General features: G+C 70.7%; 18 protein-coding genes. 9 read left to right on the top strand and 9 right to left on the bottom strand.

Features of this window, described 5'->3' with window-relative positions; translation table 11 throughout:
- Window positions 1-58: 58 nt before the first annotated feature.
- Both OG992_RS27135 and OG992_RS27140 read right to left on the bottom strand, forming a co-directional pair.
- Entirely contained in the window at window positions 59-481 is a 423-nt protein-coding gene (locus OG992_RS27135) for a hypothetical protein (protein WP_238685460.1), read from the bottom strand.
- Window positions 478-762 (bottom strand): hypothetical protein, encoded by a 285-nt coding sequence (locus OG992_RS27140; protein WP_238685459.1) that lies wholly within the window; start codon window positions 760-762, stop codon window positions 478-480. Before OG992_RS27140 ends, OG992_RS27135 begins: the two co-directional genes overlap by 4 nt.
- Window positions 763-971: 209 nt before the next feature.
- Here OG992_RS27140 and ettA point away from each other — a divergent pair, with 209 nt between their 5' ends.
- The 4 genes from ettA (at window position 972) to OG992_RS27160 (ending at window position 4,557) form a co-directional block, all read left to right on the top strand.
- Window positions 972-2,648, top strand: coding sequence for an energy-dependent translational throttle protein EttA (gene ettA / locus OG992_RS27145; protein ID WP_238685504.1), 1,677 nt, complete (start codon window positions 972-974; stop codon window positions 2,646-2,648).
- Between the two features lie 12 nt (window positions 2,649-2,660).
- Complete coding sequence (locus tag OG992_RS27150; protein ID WP_266304603.1) at window positions 2,661-3,107, top strand: thioesterase family protein; 447 nt, start codon at window positions 2,661-2,663, stop codon at window positions 3,105-3,107.
- Window positions 3,104-3,841 (top strand): hypothetical protein, encoded by a 738-nt coding sequence (locus tag OG992_RS27155; protein ID WP_266304604.1) that lies wholly within the window; start codon window positions 3,104-3,106, stop codon window positions 3,839-3,841. Before OG992_RS27150 ends, OG992_RS27155 begins: the two co-directional genes overlap by 4 nt.
- A gap of 131 nt (window positions 3,842-3,972) precedes the next feature.
- On the top strand, window positions 3,973-4,557 hold the full coding sequence (locus OG992_RS27160) for a YbjN domain-containing protein (RefSeq protein WP_112676053.1): 585 nt from the start codon (window positions 3,973-3,975) through the stop codon (window positions 4,555-4,557).
- A gap of 21 nt (window positions 4,558-4,578) precedes the next feature.
- On the opposite strand, the gene OG992_RS27165 is transcribed toward OG992_RS27160, so the two are convergent.
- From OG992_RS27165 to OG992_RS27175, 3 genes are all read right to left on the bottom strand, one after another.
- Complete coding sequence (locus OG992_RS27165) at window positions 4,579-5,007, bottom strand: globin (protein WP_307850661.1); 429 nt, start codon at window positions 5,005-5,007, stop codon at window positions 4,579-4,581.
- Window positions 5,008-5,130: 123 nt separating this feature from the next.
- Complete coding sequence (locus OG992_RS27170) at window positions 5,131-6,516, bottom strand: MFS transporter (protein ID WP_238685456.1); 1,386 nt, start codon at window positions 6,514-6,516, stop codon at window positions 5,131-5,133.
- Window positions 6,517-6,749: 233 nt separating this feature from the next.
- A complete protein-coding gene (locus tag OG992_RS27175) occupies window positions 6,750-7,808 on the bottom strand; it encodes a mechanosensitive ion channel family protein (protein ID WP_266304605.1) in 1,059 nt (352 codons plus the stop codon).
- 353 nt (window positions 7,809-8,161) lie between these two features.
- On the opposite strand from OG992_RS27175, the gene OG992_RS27180 reads away from it, so the two are divergent.
- Complete coding sequence (locus OG992_RS27180; protein WP_238685452.1) at window positions 8,162-8,698, top strand: HNH endonuclease; 537 nt, start codon at window positions 8,162-8,164, stop codon at window positions 8,696-8,698.
- Between the two features lie 13 nt (window positions 8,699-8,711).
- Here the strand turns inward: OG992_RS27180 and OG992_RS27185 are convergent, their stop codons facing one another.
- Window positions 8,712-10,307 carry a DUF6194 family protein gene (locus OG992_RS27185; protein ID WP_266304606.1) on the bottom strand — a complete coding sequence of 532 codons (1,596 nt, stop codon included), beginning with the start codon at window positions 10,305-10,307 and terminating at the stop codon, window positions 8,712-8,714.
- 54 nt (window positions 10,308-10,361) lie between these two features.
- Between OG992_RS27185 and OG992_RS27190 the strand changes: the two genes are divergently transcribed.
- Window positions 10,362-11,135, top strand: coding sequence for a MerR family transcriptional regulator (locus tag OG992_RS27190; RefSeq protein WP_266304607.1), 774 nt, complete (start codon window positions 10,362-10,364; stop codon window positions 11,133-11,135).
- Here the strand turns inward: OG992_RS27190 and OG992_RS27195 are convergent.
- From OG992_RS27195 to OG992_RS27205, 3 genes are all read right to left on the bottom strand, one after another.
- Window positions 11,078-11,917, bottom strand: a complete 840-nt coding sequence (locus OG992_RS27195) for a class F sortase (RefSeq protein WP_238685449.1) — start codon at window positions 11,915-11,917, stop codon at window positions 11,078-11,080. The genes OG992_RS27190 and OG992_RS27195 overlap by 58 nt on opposite strands.
- Window positions 11,918-11,929: 12 nt before the next feature.
- Complete coding sequence (locus tag OG992_RS27200) at window positions 11,930-12,454, bottom strand: hypothetical protein (RefSeq protein ID WP_238685448.1); 525 nt, start codon at window positions 12,452-12,454, stop codon at window positions 11,930-11,932.
- A 200-nt stretch (window positions 12,455-12,654) separates the two neighbouring features.
- The gene (locus OG992_RS27205; RefSeq protein WP_091405454.1) at window positions 12,655-13,119 is read right to left on the bottom strand and encodes an Lrp/AsnC family transcriptional regulator; all 465 of its coding nucleotides are present in this window, start codon (window positions 13,117-13,119) and stop codon (window positions 12,655-12,657) included.
- 148 nt (window positions 13,120-13,267) lie between these two features.
- Here OG992_RS27205 and OG992_RS27210 point away from each other — a divergent pair, with 148 nt between their 5' ends.
- From OG992_RS27210 to OG992_RS27220, 3 genes are read left to right on the top strand one after another with little or no spacing between them, the layout of a single operon-like run.
- A complete protein-coding gene (locus OG992_RS27210; protein ID WP_266305284.1) occupies window positions 13,268-14,170 on the top strand; it encodes a tryptophan 2,3-dioxygenase in 903 nt (300 codons plus the stop codon).
- 14 nt (window positions 14,171-14,184) lie between these two features.
- Window positions 14,185-15,462 carry a kynureninase gene (kynU, locus tag OG992_RS27215; protein ID WP_266304608.1) on the top strand — a complete coding sequence of 426 codons (1,278 nt, stop codon included), beginning with the start codon at window positions 14,185-14,187 and terminating at the stop codon, window positions 15,460-15,462.
- Window positions 15,459-16,796 (top strand): NAD(P)/FAD-dependent oxidoreductase, encoded by a 1,338-nt coding sequence (locus tag OG992_RS27220; RefSeq protein WP_266304609.1) that lies wholly within the window; start codon window positions 15,459-15,461, stop codon window positions 16,794-16,796. The genes kynU and OG992_RS27220 overlap by 4 nt, the downstream gene beginning before the upstream one ends.
- Window positions 16,797-16,804: the final 8 nt, after the last annotated feature.

Consider the following 16,804-nt stretch of genomic DNA (forward strand, 5'->3'; position numbering starts at 1 on the left):
GCTGCGGCGTCTTGTGCCCCGTGCCGGAGTCTCCTACCCGCCTCGGTGCGACCGAATCCTAGAGGTGATCTTGTCGACAGCCCGCAGGTCGGAGGTCGATGATCGGCCATTCCTTGGGCAGCACCTCGCCGAGCAGCTCCCGCCGGTCCGTCATGATCGGCACGAGGGGGTGGGCGGCGGCGTCCATCGCCAACTGAGCTAGGTCCGTGTGTCCGGCCATCCGGCGCGACCATCCGCCGAGAAACGAGCACATGTTCGGCTCGACAGGTGTTACCCGGATGTGCGGCAACGCGGCGAGCACTTCGAGCATCTCCCACTGATCGGGAGTGGCCTCCTGGTGCGCACGGACGAGGCAGAGTGCCGGCACCAGCACGTGCACGCCATAGTCGGCGGCTTCCGCGATGCGGTGTCCGACATCCCGTTCGGACGAGGAATATGCCAGCAGGGCGGTCGCATCCAGCGCCAAGCCGTAGCCCGTCACCGGGTGGCTCTCGCGCGTGCCGCCAAGACCTCCGCCTGGAGCTGGGCTGCCTGTTCGCGCAGTTCGGGCGTGATGCTCGCCCGCAACTGCTCCATCTCGGCGTGTACCCGCGCGACGCCCTCGTCGGTGATCTCAAAACCCACCCGCCGGAGGATCTCCCGCGTCTTCTCCCCGGCCACCCTCCGGCGCAGAGACTCAGCGACATAGGCGGAGGCGTTCGGCTCGTCGGCCAGCCTGTCGGCAAGCTCATCGGGCAGGCTGATGGTGATCTTCTTGGTCATACCGAAACCGTAATTTGCCTTACCGGCTCTGGCAAGGAGGCGCGCTCGCGTACCCCTGGGGCGGGGTGATGTGGGCGAAGCGCGCCGTACCTGTCAGGATTGACGATGGCGTGCGCGCGGCCGGCTACCGGCCGGCGGCGGCGGGCGGTCCTCGCAGCCCGCGCCGCGCCGCCGATCAGCGACAGCAACCGACGGAGGTAGCCCGCACCGTGGCCCAGTACATCTACGTCCTGGAAAAGGCGCGCAAGGCGCACGGCGACAAGGTCGTGCTCGACAACGTCACGTTGAGCTTCCTGCCGGGAGCCAAGATCGGTGTGCTCGGTCCGAACGGCGCCGGTAAGTCCAGCCTCCTCAAGATCATGGCAGGGCTGGACAAGCCGAGCAACGGCGAGGCCCGACTCATGCCCGGCTACACGGTCGGCATGCTCGCCCAGGAGCCCCCGCTCAACGAGGCCAAGACCGTGCTCGGCAACGTCGAGGAGGCGGTCGCCGAGACCAAGGCCAAGCTGGAGCGGTTCAACAAGATCGCTGAGCAGATGGCCACCGACTACTCCGACGAGCTGATGGAGGAGATGGGCAAGCTCCAGGAGGAGCTTGATCACCTCGACGCCTGGGACATCGACTCCAAGCTCGAACTGGCCATGGACGCGCTGCGCTGCCCGCCGCCGGACGCCGACGTGACCCAACTCTCCGGTGGTGAGCGTCGCCGGGTCGCGCTCTGCAAGCTGCTGCTGGAGGCGCCCGACCTGCTGCTGCTCGACGAGCCCACCAACCACCTGGACGCGGAGAGCGTCTCCTGGCTGGAGCAGCACCTCGCCAAGTACGCCGGCACCGTCATGGCGATCACCCACGACCGGTACTTCCTCGACAACGTGGCCGGCTGGATCCTGGAGCTGGACCGCGGCCGGGCGATCGGGTACGAGGGCAACTACTCCACCTACCTGGAGAAGAAGGCCGCCCGGCTGGCCGTCGAGGGCCGCCGCGACGCCAAGATGAAGAAGCGCCTCACCGAGGAGCTGGAGTGGGTCCGCTCCAACGCCAAGGCCCGGCAGACCAAGTCCAAGGCCCGCCTGGACCGGTACGACGAGATGGCCAACGAGGCGGAGAAGACCCGCAAGCTCGACTTTGAGGAGATCCAGATCCCGCCGGGCCCGCGCCTGGGCAGCACGGTGATCGAGGCGGTCGACCTCAGCAAGGGCTTCGGTGACCGGCTGCTGATCGACAACCTGTCGTTCTCGCTGCCGCGCAACGGCATCGTCGGCATCATCGGCCCCAACGGCGTCGGCAAGACCACCCTGTTCAAGACCATCGTCGGGCTGGAGGAGCCGACCGGCGGCCAGGTCCGGGTCGGTCCCACCGTCTCGCTGTCGTACGTCGACCAGAACCGTGAGGGCCTCAACGGCGACAAGACCGTCTGGGAGGTCGTCTCCGACGGGCTGGACTACCTGATGGTGGGCAAGGTCGAGATGCCGTCGCGGGCGTACATCGCCGCGTTCGGCTTCAAGGGACCGGACCAGCAGAAGCCGACGAAGGTGCTCTCCGGCGGTGAGCGCAACCGGCTCAACCTGGCGCTGACCCTGAAGATCGGCGGCAACGTCATCCTGCTCGACGAGCCGACGAACGACCTGGACGTGGAGACGCTGTCCAGCCTGGAGAACGCGCTACTGGAGTTCCCCGGCTGCGCCGTGGTCATCTCGCACGACCGGATGTTCCTGGACCGCGTCGCCACGCACATCCTGGCCTGGGAGGGCGACGACCAGGACCCGTCCCGGTGGTTCTGGTTCGAGGGCAACTTCGAGGCGTACGAGAAGAACAAGATCGACCGCCTCGGCGCGGAGGCTGCCCGGCCGCACCGGGTGACCTACCGCAAGCTGACCCGCGACTGACCGGCCGAGAAGGTGTCTGACCGCTTCGTCTACCACTGCACACTGCGCTGGTCCGACCTGGACGCGTACGGCCACGTCAACAACTCGCGCTTCCTCACGCTGTACGAGGAGGCGCGGGTGGCGTTGATGTTCGCCGGCGGCCGGGCCTGGGGCGTCGGCTCGTTCGCCGACGGGGTGGTGATCCGCCGGCACGAGGTCGACTACCTGCGCCCGGTCGACTACGCGCTCGGCCGGGCCACCGCGGAGGCGGCGCCCACCGTCCGGATCGAGCTCTGGGTGGAGGAGATCCGGGCCTCCCGGTTCACCGTCGCCTACGAGTTGTACGACGGTGAGGTGCTGGCCAGCCGGGCCCGCTCGGTGCTGGTGCCGTTCGACCTGACCCGCCAGGTGCCCCGGCGGATCACCACCGAGGAACGGGACTTCCTGCTCACGTACGCGCCGCAGGGCTGTGTGGTGTGACCCGGCCGGGCACCGCCGAGCCGGGCCGGACGGCGGCGTCCACCCACGGTGTCGCCGGGGTGGCGGACGCGGGCGCCTTCCTGGCCCGGCTGGTCCGGTTGGATCCGGTCGCGCCGGTCCGGTTGCGGCCGGCCGGCGCACCGGGCCGGGTCGCCCTGTGGGCGCGGCTGCCGTGGCAGGTCCTGGTGGTCCGCACGGTTGCCGGTGGGCCGGCCGACGGCGTCGCTGAGGACGTCACCGTGGCGGCCGCGGAGCTGCTCGCCGAGCTGGAGCGGGGCGGCGTGACCCTGCCGACCCGCCGGGACGCCCAGTGGCGGTGGCCGCTGCCGCCGACGCGGAGCCGCCAGGTGGAGGCGTTGCCCGTTGCCGAGGTGCGACGGATCGCCGACGCGGCGGCGGGCACCCTGCGGACGGCGAGCGAGCAGGGTGTGGCCGGCCGTGCCGTGGGCCAGCGGGCCCTGCGTGACGCGTTGCTCGACCACGTGGCGGTGCTGATCACCCCGGACGGGACGCCCGCCGCGCCGGTCGAGGTGCCGCAGCGGCTGGTGCAGGGTGTGGTCCGGATGGGCTTCCTGGGCGCCGCCAGCGGCTCGGCGGCTGGCGAGGGTGGGGACGCCGTTCAGGTGCGGGTGGCCGGTCGTTGGGTCGGCCTGGTGGGACCGCACGGAGCGGCTTGGTTGCAGAAGGCCACCGATCTTGCCGTGACACCCCTGAACGCTCATCCGAACGGATGACCCCAGATCATTCTTCTGGTCAGGGGCGGTCGTTGGGGGGGTGCTTCAACCCGGCTGTCCGGGTACCGTCCATCCTCGGATCCAACGCACCGTAGGCGACTGGATCCGCTGGGGAGTGAGGTGCGCGAGCGATGCCGTGGTGGTCATGGCGCCCCGGTCCCGCCGACGGCGGCGATCCGGAAACCCGAAGCGGGATCACAGTCGACAACGCGGTCCGGATCGGGCCGCCCAGCCCTCGCCAGCCGGGGGACGACTGCCCGTCCAACGAGCGGCCCGTGCTGACCGAGATGCCCGCCACCGTGGAGCCGGTGAGTCTGCGCCGGGTCTGTGACGCGCTCGATCTGCTCGACGTGCGTTATCTGGCTGACGGCGACGGCAACCTGCTGGCGATGTGGGAGCGGCACGCGGTGCTGGTCACCCTCGAAGGGCCGGAGGACGAGATCCTGGTCATGCGGGCACGTCCGCACGCCACGGTCCCGCCGGACTGGGCCGACCGGGCGTACCGGGTGGTCAACGAGTGGAACCACACCCGCCGGTTCTGCAAGGCGTACATCGGTGACCCGACCGAGCGCGGTCAGCTACCGATCTACGCCGAGCTTCAGGTGCCCCTGGGCGCCGGCACCCACGACGCGCTCCTGGTCGAGATGCTCGACTGCGGCGCGGCGGTCGCCACCAGCTTCGTGGACTGGCTGCACGACGAGGGCGCGCTGCTCTGACGACGCTCCGGATGGGGTGGGTCAGCCGCCGTTGGCCGGGTCGTCCTCGACGTTGACCATGAAGTACGCGGCCCGCTCCAGGTAGTCCCAGAGGGTTGCGGCGATCTCCGGCTCAAGGTCGAGCCGGTCCACGGCGCGGCGCATGTTCCGTAGCCAGGCGTCCCGTTCGGCCGCGCCGATCCGGAACGGCGCGTGGCGCATCCGCAGCCGCGGGTGCCCGCGCTGAGCGGAGTACGTGTTCGGCCCGCCCCAGTACTGCATCAGGAACAGGGTCATCCGGTCCGCGGCCGGGCCCAGGTCCTCCTCCGGGTACATGGGTCGCAGCAGGGGGTCGGTGGCGACGCCGGCGTAGAACTCGTCGACCAGCTTGCGGAAGGTGGGTTCGCCGCCGACCGCTTCGAAGAGGGTCATCGACGCACCGGGACGGTCGGATTCACCTGCGGAAGTCACAGTTCCATCCTGCCAGGTGCGCCCGGCGCCGGCCCGACCCGCACGACGTGCGTCGGATCACGCCGGGTCGACAACCCCGAATGTCGGGCACCCGGCGTTTGTGGGTGGAGGTCGCTTCGGCCGTCAGGTGACAGCGTGCCGGCGGTGGCCGTCACCGGCATGCGGGTCGGACGTGCCTCCCACCGGGCGGTCGCTGGCCGGGTCGCCGAGCCCGGAGGGCGGCGGATCGGCGTTGGCCAACGAGGCGGCAGTGATCGCTTCGTCCACCGTCTGCCGGTCCGGCCAACGCAGCGTGGCGACCGCCATCAGCACCACCCCGGCTGCGCTCCAGACCCCCACCACGATCGGAATGGGGAAACGTTCGGCGAGCAACCCGGTGACCAGCACCGCGAGGCCCTGAATGACCTGGATGCCGGTGGCCATCACCCCGAAGGCGCGGGCTCGGAAGCCGTTGGGCAGCGCCTGGACGAACAACCCGTTGGCCATCGGCATCATGCCGGCGACCGCGAACCCGCAGAGCGAGGCGAGCAGCGCGACCACCAGCGGCGGGGGGTCGAGCAGCACCGGCACGAGCATCAACGGGGCGAGCACCGCGAGTGGCCGCATCAGCTTCAGTCGGCGAGCCGGCCCGAACAGGCGACTCACCAGCAACCCACCGACGATGAAGCCGATCGGATTGGCCACCATGATCGCCGCCTGTGCGGTGCCCGCGCTCAGCGCGCCACGGCCCTCTTCGTTGGCCCAGGCTGCGGCGAGACCCTCGGGAACGATCGAGAAGAGCATCGAACTGAACACCAACACCGCGATGGCCCGCAGCACCGGTGTGCGGAACACCATGCCGAACCCCTGCCGAGTCTCCTGCAGCAGATGGCTGCGGTGCTCCGGGTTCATCATCGCCGGGCGGTCGCGCACACCCAGGCGAACCAGCAGCGCCGAGACACCGAACGTGACCGCGTTGAACAGCAGCGCCGCCTCCGGGTCGACCGCGGCGACAGCGGCGCCGAAGACGTACCCCACGACCTGGGCTGCCTGCCCGACGCTGCTGTTCAGTGACAGCCCCAGCACCAGTCGGTCCCCGGTGAGCAACTGAGCGATCAGCGCGGACTTCGCCGCCTGGCTCGGCGGGTTGGCCAGCGTGGCGGCGAAGATGAGCACCAGCACCGCCTGGTACGGCAGGCCCGGAATGGCGATGAGCAGCATCAGCGCCATCCGGATGAGGTCGCATGCCACCATCACCCGTCGGAACGGGTACCGCTCCGCGAGTGCGGCGAGCACGGGACCGCCGAGCAACCAGGGCAGGAAACTGACAGCGAAGGCAGCCGCGGAGAGCGCGACGGACCGGGTCTGCTGATAGACGAGCAGGGTGACGGCGGCCTTCGCGACATAGTCGCCGATCCAGGAGAGAGCGCCGGCCACGAACACAGCCCGGAACTCGTGCTGGCCGAAGACTTCGCGGAATGTGGCGGGGCCTTCCGCAGAAGGTCGCTCCTCAGGCACCGTCGCCTCCATCGGCCCCGGCTCGGCCGCTCGTGGCAGCCCGGCCGGAAGCGCTCGTCAGATCTACGGATCAGCGAGGATGTGATCACGCTTTGGTGGGAACGCGTGCTCCGGATTCTGCCCGATCGTCTGACAACTAGCTAGGTCGAACGGGTCGTTCGTCGCCTCCCCGACTGAACGAACGGACGATACCCGAGGGGCCGGCCGGATCGCGACCCCTGAATTGCCGGACAGTGTCGGCGGTGTCAGGTGGCACCGCCCTGACCGGTTTCACCTTCCGGCAACGGCCGGGTCGACAGGCCGGGATAGATGCGGGCCGCGGCGATCTGCGCGGTGATCCCCGAATTTTCCAGCGCCTCGGCGAGACGCCGACGCAGTTCCCGGCCCACCGCGAACTGCCCGTCCGCAGTGGTCTTCACCACGGTGCGGATGACCGCGCCGTCCACCGTCACCTGCTCGACACCCAGCACCTCGGGCGCCTCCACGATTTCCGGTGACAGCTCCGGGTCCATTGCGATCGAGGCGGCCGCGGTCCGTAGCACCGCCGTGGCCTCCTCGGTGCTGTTGAAACCGATGGGCAGGTCCACCACCACGAGAGCCCAACCCTGGCTCTTGTTGCCCACCCGGATGATCTCGCCGTTGCGGATGTACCAGAGCACGCCCCGGCCGTCGCGCACCGTGGTGACCCGCAGGCCGACCGACTCGACCACGCCCATCGCCTCGCCCAGGTCGACGTTGTCACCCACGCCGTACTGGTCCTCGATCAGCATGAACAGGCCGGCGATCAGATCCTTCACCAGGCTCTGCGCGCCGAAGCCCAGCGCGACGCCGGCGATCCCCGCGCTGGCCAGCAGCGGCGCCAGGTCGAAGCTGAACTCCCGCAGGATCATCAGTAGCGCGATGCCGAAGACGAAGGCGGTGGTCAGGCTGCGCAGCACCGACCCGATCGCCTCTGCCCGCTGCCTCCGTCGCTCCGGCACGAACTCGGCAGGGTCGACAGCGGCGGTGGGTACCCGTTCGCGCAGCGGCCGCAGCATCGTCGGCACCGCACCGTCGGTGGTCGTTCGCACCAACCGGTTGATGGTCCGGTGCAGCGCCCAGCGGGCCACCATCGCCAGCGCCAGGATCAGCAACACCCGAAGCGGTTTGAGCAGGATCCAGTAGCTTCCCTCGGCGAACCAGGCCGACCTGGTGATGTCGTAGATCCACTCGCAGGAGGTGCTGCCCTGGCAGCTCACCGAGACGGCGTCGGACAGGGCTAGGGGCGTCACGCTGGCGGCACTCACTATGTCTTCGTACCGCAAGGAGCCCGAGCGTCCGCCGCCGACCCACCGACCGGCGGACCGGTCGTTGCGAGCATGGCGACTGGAGAGGCGGAGCGCGCGCGTCGACCCCATGCGCGCAAGGTCCTGGACCGGTTGGGGTGGCAGTCGCGCGGAGCAACCAGGCCGAAGCGGTGCGTTCGGCATCGATTCCGTCCCGGCGCGGGTGATCCGCTTACCAGAAGAGAGATTAGTACGTGCAATCCGGGGTCCGATCAGGGACTATTGGCGCAACGGACGTCGGTGATCGGCCCGGCGTCGACCGTGTGGGCCCCTGTGCCCGGCCCCGGTCGGCGGCGGTCCCCAGCAGCCGCTGAACCGGGAGGGTGAGCGCGATGCCTGACATACGACCCACGGTGGGCTCCGGCGCGTTGGTCCTCAACGCCACCTACGAGCCGCTGTGTGTCGTGTCGGTGCGCCGCGCCGCGATCCTCGTCCTCTCCGCGAAGGCGGTCTGCGTCGCCGACGGTGACGGCATCCTGCACAGCGCCCGGGACGCGCTCCCGGTGCCATCAGTGGTCCGGCTGACGCGCTTCGTCCGGGTGCCGTACCGAACGCATGTCGGGCTGTCCCGCCGGGCGATCTTCGCCCGGGACGGGTGGCGGTGCGCCTACTGCCGGGGGCCGGCAGAGACCATCGACCACGTCTTTCCGCGCAGCCGGGGTGGCCGGCACGCCTGGGAGAACGTGGTCGCCGCGTGTGCCCGGTGCAACCACACCAAGGGCGACAAGACTCCGGCCGAGATGGGGTGGCGGTTACACGCGTTGCCAACCGCCCCGAAGGGCACCGCCTGGCGGGTGCTGGGCCACCGCGCCCCCGACCCCCGCTGGGCCGACTGGCTGGACCTGCGGGAGCCCGAGGCCGCGGCCTGACCCCGCGGCGTGGTCAGGCTCCGGATTGCGGGCGGGTTGCCCGGCGCGCTGCGCGTTCGTGGCGGTCGACAGCTCGGCGGTACGCGATCGCGAGCAGCCGGTCGATCTCGGGCAGCAGGTGCGGACCGGGCATGACGATGCTGGCGAAGCCGTACTGCGCGTAGCCCGGGTGCGGCACGAGGGTGTCCAGTCGGGCGAAGTCGAACTCGTGCCGATGCTCCTCGAACGCCTTGGGCGGGAAGCCGAACAGCCGCTCGAACTCGGCCCGGCCCAGGTCCAGGTTGAGGCGGAAGACGCCGGGGCGGTCAAGCTGTGCGGCCTCGTCGAAGCCGGGCACGTCGTGCTCGACGATGGTGGCGAACGGCTGGCGGCGGTCCGGGCCGACGAAGAAGAACCGGTCACCCCAGGCCGCCTCGGGTGATCCGTTCTCCTCGCTCGCCACGACCTGCTCGACGCCGGGCAGTGCGGCGATCCGATCGACGAGCACGGCCGTGTCGACACCGGTCGGGACGTGCAGGACCGCGTCGGCGTGTTCGATGGTGGCCTGGTCCAGCGGGAAGTAGCGATAGTCGTGGGTCCGCCGCTCGGCCGCTGCGATGTCGGACGTCGGCAGGTAACGGGGAAGGCTGGTCTCCTGCTGGAGTCTGCCCTCGTAGGTGGCGGCGGCGGGCGGCCCGATGCCGAGCGCCGGGCTCGCGCCGAGGCTGCCGGCGATCACCGCGTACCGGTCGCCCAGCAGCGACGCGACGATCGCGCCGGCACCGGCCCAGGACACCTGCGTCTCGGCCAGCGTCATCGTGCTCTGGTGGCGTTGGAGGTGCGTGTTGTGCGCGAAGACCAGTGTGGGCCCGCGGTGTGCCTCGGCCGATCGGATCGCGAGCAGGTTCTCGGCCATCAGCGCGTCCCGGACGGCGGCCAGGCGGGCGAAGCGTTCCTCCTGGGCCAGTGGTGCGGCGGCCGCGGCGTGGTACCGCAGCAACGCGACAGCGGCCGTGGCGTGCACGAATGCCGCCGGCCAGCCCACTGACTTCCCCGGCGCCCGCAGGTACAGCTCGGTCAGCAGGTCGTCGGCGAACACCCGCAGTCGCTGGGCGTCGGTCGAGCGCCCGACCGAACGGCCGGGCTCCCAGATCGCGGCCGTGTCACTCCACCGCGCCTCGTCCCCGATCAGGTCGTCGATCTCGGCAGCCCGGTCCAGGTCGAGGAACCGGCAGACCTGGGTGAGGTGCCAGCGCGGGCTCGGAGCACTCTCCAGCTCCACCGGGGCGTCGAAGCCGTGGAACGTCAGGCGCTCGGCGGCCGACCGTCCGGCGTTCCACTCCCGCATCCGCAGGAGGAGGTCGCGGTTCGCCGGGGCTGCCCCGAAACCGTGGCTGAACCCTTCGGCGAGCGCCCGGTCGAGCGTCACGTCGGCGACGCCCTGCACGAACTCGTCGGCGATCAGCCCGGCCGCCCGGTCGCTCTCCACGGCGATCGAGCGGAAGCCGTGCTCGGTCAGCGACAGAAAAGCCTCGTTGCGGAGTTGGAGGAAGGCGGACTCACCGTGCGTCGGTTCGCCGAGCGCGAGCAGGTCCGGGGTTACCGCCAGCAGGTCGAGAAAAGATGGCATTCCATGAACCGTATCGTTGAACCAGCGGTTGAGACTCACGAGCGGTGGAGCGCGGTGACAGCCCCAAAACCTTCAAACCCACAGGTACGCCGGCCGGTCGACCTCGCGCGCGCCCACGGCCTCTCCGCGCAGGCAGTGCGCAACTACGAACGAGACGGCGTCCTGCCTCCGGCCCAGCGCACCCCGAACGGCTACCGTCGTTTCACCGAGCAGCACGCCAAGGCGCTGCGTGCCTACCTCGCGTTGATCCCGGGCCACGGCTATGCGGCCAGCGGCGAGATCATGCGGGCCGTCAACCGCGGTGAGATCGACACGGCGTTGCGCACCATCGACAAGGGGCACGCCCTGCTCCAGCGCGATCGGGACACCCTGGACGCGGTCGAGGCCGCGGTGGCGACGCTGACCGGAACGAGACCGCAACCGCAGAGCCAGAAAGCCGTGCCGATCAGCGTGGTGGCTCACCGGCTCGGTCTTCAGCCAGCCACGCTGCGCAAGTGGGAGCGGGCCGGGGTGCTGCGACCGGTACGTGATCCGGTGACTCACTACCGGCTCTACCGTCCCGACGACGTCCGGGACGCCGAACTGGCCCACCTGTTGCGCCGCGGCGGGTACCGGCTCGACCACATCGCCGGCGTGCTGCGTCGCGTGCGCGACGCCGGCGGTGCCGAACCGCTCGCCGCGTCGCTGAGCCAGTGGCGGCAACGGCTCACCGAACGAGGCCGGGCCATGCTCACCGGCGCCGCCCGGCTCGCCGATTACGTCGACGCCGGTCAGCCGCCTGAACGCGCCTCGACCAGCGAGGCGAACACCACCACGTTGTCCGCGTAGCCGGTCTCGCCGCCGACCCACTGGCCGCCGCAGGTGATCAGTCGGAGACTCGGGCGGCTGAAGTCGCCGTACACCTCGTCCACCGGCAGTCGGCCCTTGTCGAACTTCTCCACGGAGTTGACCTCGAAGACCGCCACGCGCTGGTCGGTGCGGGTGACCTCGATCTCGTCACCGGAGCGCAGCTCGCGCAGTTTGTGGAAGACCGCCGGTCCGCTGGTGGTGTCGACGTGCCCGACGATCACGGCTGGGCCGTACTGGCCCGGGGTGGGCCCCTGGTCGTACCAGCCGGCCTCCTGGGCGCGGGCCGCGTCCGGCACGGCGATCGTGCCGTCCGGGGCGATGCCCACGTCGTGTACGGGTGCCCGCACGTCGATCTTCTCGATGGCGAGGCTGGTCGGATGGCTGGCCGGCAGCACCGGGAACTTCTTCGGCGGCGGTCGCAGTCCGGCGCTGAGCCGGTCCGGCAGCAGGCTCATGCCGGTGACCTGCTCGACGCCGAGCATCGCCACGATCAGCACCATCAGCGCCGCGATGGCCAGCACCGGGAACCCGGGGCTCGTACCGAACCGGTGTCGGGCCGACGACGGCCCGGCCGGACGCCGCGGCGGCAGCGGGCGGGCGGCCGGATCGGCGGTGGTGACGCTGGCCGACACGGCCTGCCCGGCGATCCGGCGCAGCCGTCCGGAGACGCGGACCACCAGCCGGCCGGACGCGCGCAGCGCCGGCCCGGCCCGGAGGCGGGCGCGGCGATTCGGCCGCGCACGCGCGGATCTGCGGGTCATGGGTGATCCGGCTCAGGAGCCGGCTCCCGGTCGACGTCGGCCGCCGGCCATCCCGAGCACGATCGCGGTGGCCACCAACGCCACGCCACCGAGCACCAGCAGCGAGCCGGCGCCGCGCCCACCGGCCATCCCACCGCCACCGGTCGCCGGGCCCTTGCTGGGTGAGGCCATGTTCAGCACTGTCAGCGTGGTCGACGACGTCTGGCCGTTCTCGCAGCGCAGGTCGACCGGGTAGTCACCGGCCGGCTTGTCCCTCGCGATGGTGACCTGAGCGGTCAGGAAGCCCTTGTCCGGTTTGAGCTGGACGTGCCCGAACGCGTCGGAGTGCACGCTGGACTGGCGGTTGTTGTTGTCGTTGTCGCAGCTCGCCTTGATGCTGACCCGGCTGCCGGCCTGGGCGCTGTTCGGTGTCACCTCGACGAAGACGTTCTCGCCGGCTCGCGCCGGAGCTACCGACAACAGGACGAACGCCCCGACCAGCCCCACCAGTGTCAGTGCGGACGAGAGCGCGCGGTTGATCGTGCGGATTGCCTGCATGATTTCCCCCCAACCGGCGACGACCGCCGGAACCCTCCCCTGGGCACGCGCGCTGCTTTCCCCCTGGCCCAAAGGCAAACCCGCCCCACCCCACCCCACCCACTTTCCGCGATCTTGCACTTTCTGCGGCGACGAACCGGCACTTAGCCGGCATTTCACCAACAGAAACTGCAAGATCGCGGGGGAGAGGTGGGGTGCGGTCAGCGCGGGCGGGGGATGGGGCCGGTGGCGGGCAGGGGGGTGACGGGGTGCCAGTTCAGCGGTGAGGAGAGCACCATCGTGCTCGACGGTTGGCCGTACGGGGCGAGACGGTCGATGACCCCCTCGAACGCGCCGATCGAGCCGGCCGCCACCTTCAGCACGCTGCACGCGTCCCCGGTGATCCGGTGGATCTCCAGGATCTCCGGCCAGTCGGCAACCGCCGGGTCGTGCAGGATGCACCGCGCGCCGTAGCAGGACATCCGGATCAGCGCGACCACGGTACGGCCGGCGCGGCTGAGGTCGACGTGGGCGTGGTAGCCGGTGATGATGCCGGCCTCCTCCAGCCGGCGGACCCGCTCCGCGACCGACGGTGGCGAGAGGTGCACCCGCCGGGACAACTCGCTGAAGGACAGCCGCGCGTCGGCCTGCAACTCGCGCAGCAGCGCCCAGTCCATGTCGTCCACGCTCAGACCTTACTTTCGTGAACCGACTTCGCCTAGTTGCCTTTGGTTTGCCAGGAGAAGGCGGCGAGAGCCGTTGATTCGGCATTCCGTAGGCCGATCCGACCGCGAGATCATGACGTCGGCTAGTCCGGGGGAGGGAGACGAGATGGTGGATCAGACGGAGCGGCGGGCGCCGAACCGCCGTGCCATGGTGCAACCGGTGACCCCCGGGCAGCGTGCCGCGCAGGCGGAGCGCACCGGTGGCGAGCCGACCCTGGAGTTCGCCGACATGGTGCCGTACGACGCGTACGTGCAGGCCAGCGCCCTGCACAAGATGCAGCACCCGCTCAGCAGCGACCCGGGCGAGATGTCCTTCCTGATGGTCAGTCAGATCATGGAGCTGTACTTCGGGCTGACCTGCCACGAGCTGCGGGAGACCCAGCGGCTGATCCGCGCCGACCAGATCTGGGAGTCGTTGGCCCCGCTGGGCCGAGCCAAGCTGCACCTGGAGGGGCTCAACGCCGCCTGGCAGGGCCTGCGCTGGATGAGCCCGGCAGACTTCAACAGGTTCCGCAATCTGCTCGGTGAGGCCTCCGGCTTCCAGTCGGCGATGTACCGGCAGCTGGAGTTCCTGCTCGGGCTGCGCGACCCGACGCTGATCCGCCCGTTCCGCCGGCAGGCCGAGGTGCATGCCGAGCTGAGCGCCGCGCTGACCACCCCGAGCCTCTGGGACGACGTGCTCGCGCTGCTCGCCCGGCACGGCTTCGACCTCCCCGCCGACCTGCTCGACCGGGACGTGGCCGTCGAACACGACCCGGACCCGTTGGTCGAGGCGGCCTGGGTACGGATCTACGACGACGCCAGCCCGGACAATCACCTGCGGCTGCTCGGCGAGGCGCTGAGCGGTGTCGCCGAGGAGTTCGGCGACTGGCGCTGGAACCACGTCAAGGCGGTGCAGCGGACGATGGGCGCCAAGGTCGGCAGCGGAGGCTCCGCCGGCCTGGCGTGGCTGCAGCGCAGCATGGCCCGGGTGGTCTTCCCGGAGCTGTGGTCGGCCCGCACAGCGATGTGACCGGAGAGCGAGACATGCACACCCCAGAACACGAAGCGCATCGCCGTGACGAGGCCGACCCCGGTCACCGGCACCTGTTCCACGTGCCGCCGGCCGACGGTGGCGACCACCCCGAGTCGGCGTACCTGGCCGGCAACTCGCTCGGCCTGCAACCTCGGGCCACCCGCGACGAACTCCTGGCCGACCTGGACGCGTGGGGGCGGCTCGGCGTGGAGGGGCACCTGGAGGCGGAGCGCCCCTGGCTGCCGTACCACGAGTTGTTGACCGGGCCGGCCGCGCGACTGGTCGGCGCCCGGCCCGCGGAGGCCGTGGTGATGAACTCGCTCACCGTCAACCTGCACCTGCTGATGGTGAGTTTCTACCGACCGGCCGGCGCGCGCACCCGCATCGTCATCGAGGACGCCGCGTTCCCCTCGGACAGCTACGCCGTGCGCAGTCAGGCCCGGTTCCACGGCCTGGATCCGGACGACACAGTGGTCCGGTTGCGTCCGCGTGCGGGTGAGGACGCCCTGCGCACCGAGGACGTGACCGACTACCTGGCCGCCGAGGGCGACCGGGTGGCGCTGCTGCTGCTCGGCGGGGTCAACTACCTCACCGGTGAGCTGCTGGACATCCCGGCGATCACGGCTGCCGGCCGGGCCGCCGGCGCGGTGGTCGGTTGGGACCTGGCCCACGCGGTCGGCAACGTGCCGCTGGCCCTGCACGACTGGGACGTCGACTTCGCCGCCTGGTGCTCCTACAAGTACCTGAACTCCGGCCCGGGCGCCCTCGCCGGCGTCTTCGTGCACGAGCGGCACCTCGGCGACGAGAGCCTGCCCCGGTTCGAGGGGTGGTGGAGCACCGCTGCGGCCACCCGGTTCGAGATGACGCCGGTGTCCCGGCCGCCGGCCACAGTGGAGGCCTGGCAGATCTCCAACCCGCCGATCTTCGCGATGGGTCCGGTGCGTACCTCGCTGGAGTTGTTCGACGCGGTGGGGATGACCGCGCTGCGCGCGCGCAGCCAGCGCCTCACCGGCTGGCTGGAGTCACTGTTCGACGAGGTGACAGTCGGCCGGCCGCTGCGGGTGGTCACCCCTCGCGACCCGGCCCGCCGAGGCTGCCAGCTCTCCGTGCGCATCGGTTCCGGCAGCGCCAACGAGGTGACCAAACGCCTACGGTACGAGCACGGGGTCATCGCCGACGCCCGCGAACCCGATGTCGTGCGGTTCGCCCCGGTGCCGCTGTACTCCACGTACCTCGACTGCTGGCGGGCCGCCGCGGCGCTCGCCGCGACGGTGGGGGCGAGCTCATGACCGCGCGGCGCGACGAGATCGCGATCATCGGTGCCGGGCTGGCCGGCTGCCTCGCGGCCTGCTTCCTGGCCCGGCGCGGCTACCCGGTGGCCCTCTACGAGCGCCGCTCCGACCCGCGCGCCGGCACCGCCGAACGCGGTCGCTCGATCAACCTGGCGCTCTCCGAACGCGGCCTGGACGCGTTGCGCCGCATCGGGCTGGCCGAGCAGGTGATGACCGACGCGCTGCCGATGCGCGGCCGGATGATTCACCCGGTCGAGGGCGAGCAGCAGTTCCAGTCCTACAGCGCGGCCGGCGACCGGGCGATCAACTCGATCAGCCGGGGTGCGCTGAACAACGCCCTGCTGGACGAGGCCACCGCGCTGCCCGGCGTGCGGGTCGTGTTCGACCACCGGCTGGTCGGGCTTGACCCGACCGACGGCGCGCTGAGCTTCGAGACCCCGCAGGGCCCGGTCGCGGCGAAGGCGTCGGTCGTGCTGGGCGCCGACGGCGCCGGCTCCGTGGTGCGCGGGCAACTGCTGGCGTACGGGCTGCTGGACGAGAGCGTCGACTTCCTCGACTACGGCTACAAGGAGCTGACGATTCCGCCGCTGGGCGGGGACTTCGCCCTGGAGGAGGACGCGCTGCACATCTGGCCGCGCGGCACCTCGATGATGATCGCGCTGCCGAACCCGGACCGCTCCTTCACCTGCACGCTGTTCTGGCCCAACGACGGTGCCGGCAGCTTCGCCTCGCTGACCAGTCCGGCGGAGATCGAACGGCACTTCACCGAGCACTACCCGGACGTGGTCCCGCTGGCCCCGAACCTCATCGACGACTACCAGCACAACCCGGTGGGCGTGCTCGGCACTGTGCGCTGCACCCCGTGGCAGGTCAACGGGAAGGTCGGCCTGCTCGGCGACGCGGCGCACGCCATCGTGCCGTTCTACGGCCAGGGCGCCAACTGCGCCTTCGAGGACGTGGTGGAGCTGGACCGCTGCCTGGACGAGTGCGCCGACGACTGGTTGGCGGCGCTGCCGCTGTTCCAGCGGCGCCGACAGGAGAACGCCGAGGCCATCGCCACGATGGCGCTGACCAACTTCGTGGAGATGCGGGACAAGGTCGCCTCCCCGGTCTTCCAGGCCCGGCGGCGGGTGGAGCACGCACTGGAACGGGCCCTGCCCGGCCGGTACGTTTCCCAGTACGAGCTGGTGTCGTTCTCCACCACCCCGTACGCGGAGGTTCGCCGTCGGGTGCGCCGACAGCACCGGGTGCTCGGGGCGGTCGTCGGCGGGGCCGCGCTGCTGCTGGTCGGCGCGATCGGTGCGGCACTGAGCCGAGGGAGGCGGGCATGACCGGCAAC

This window comes from Micromonospora sp. NBC_00362 (assembly GCF_026342155.1).
GTDB lineage: Bacteria > Actinomycetota > Actinomycetes > Mycobacteriales > Micromonosporaceae > Micromonospora > Micromonospora hortensis.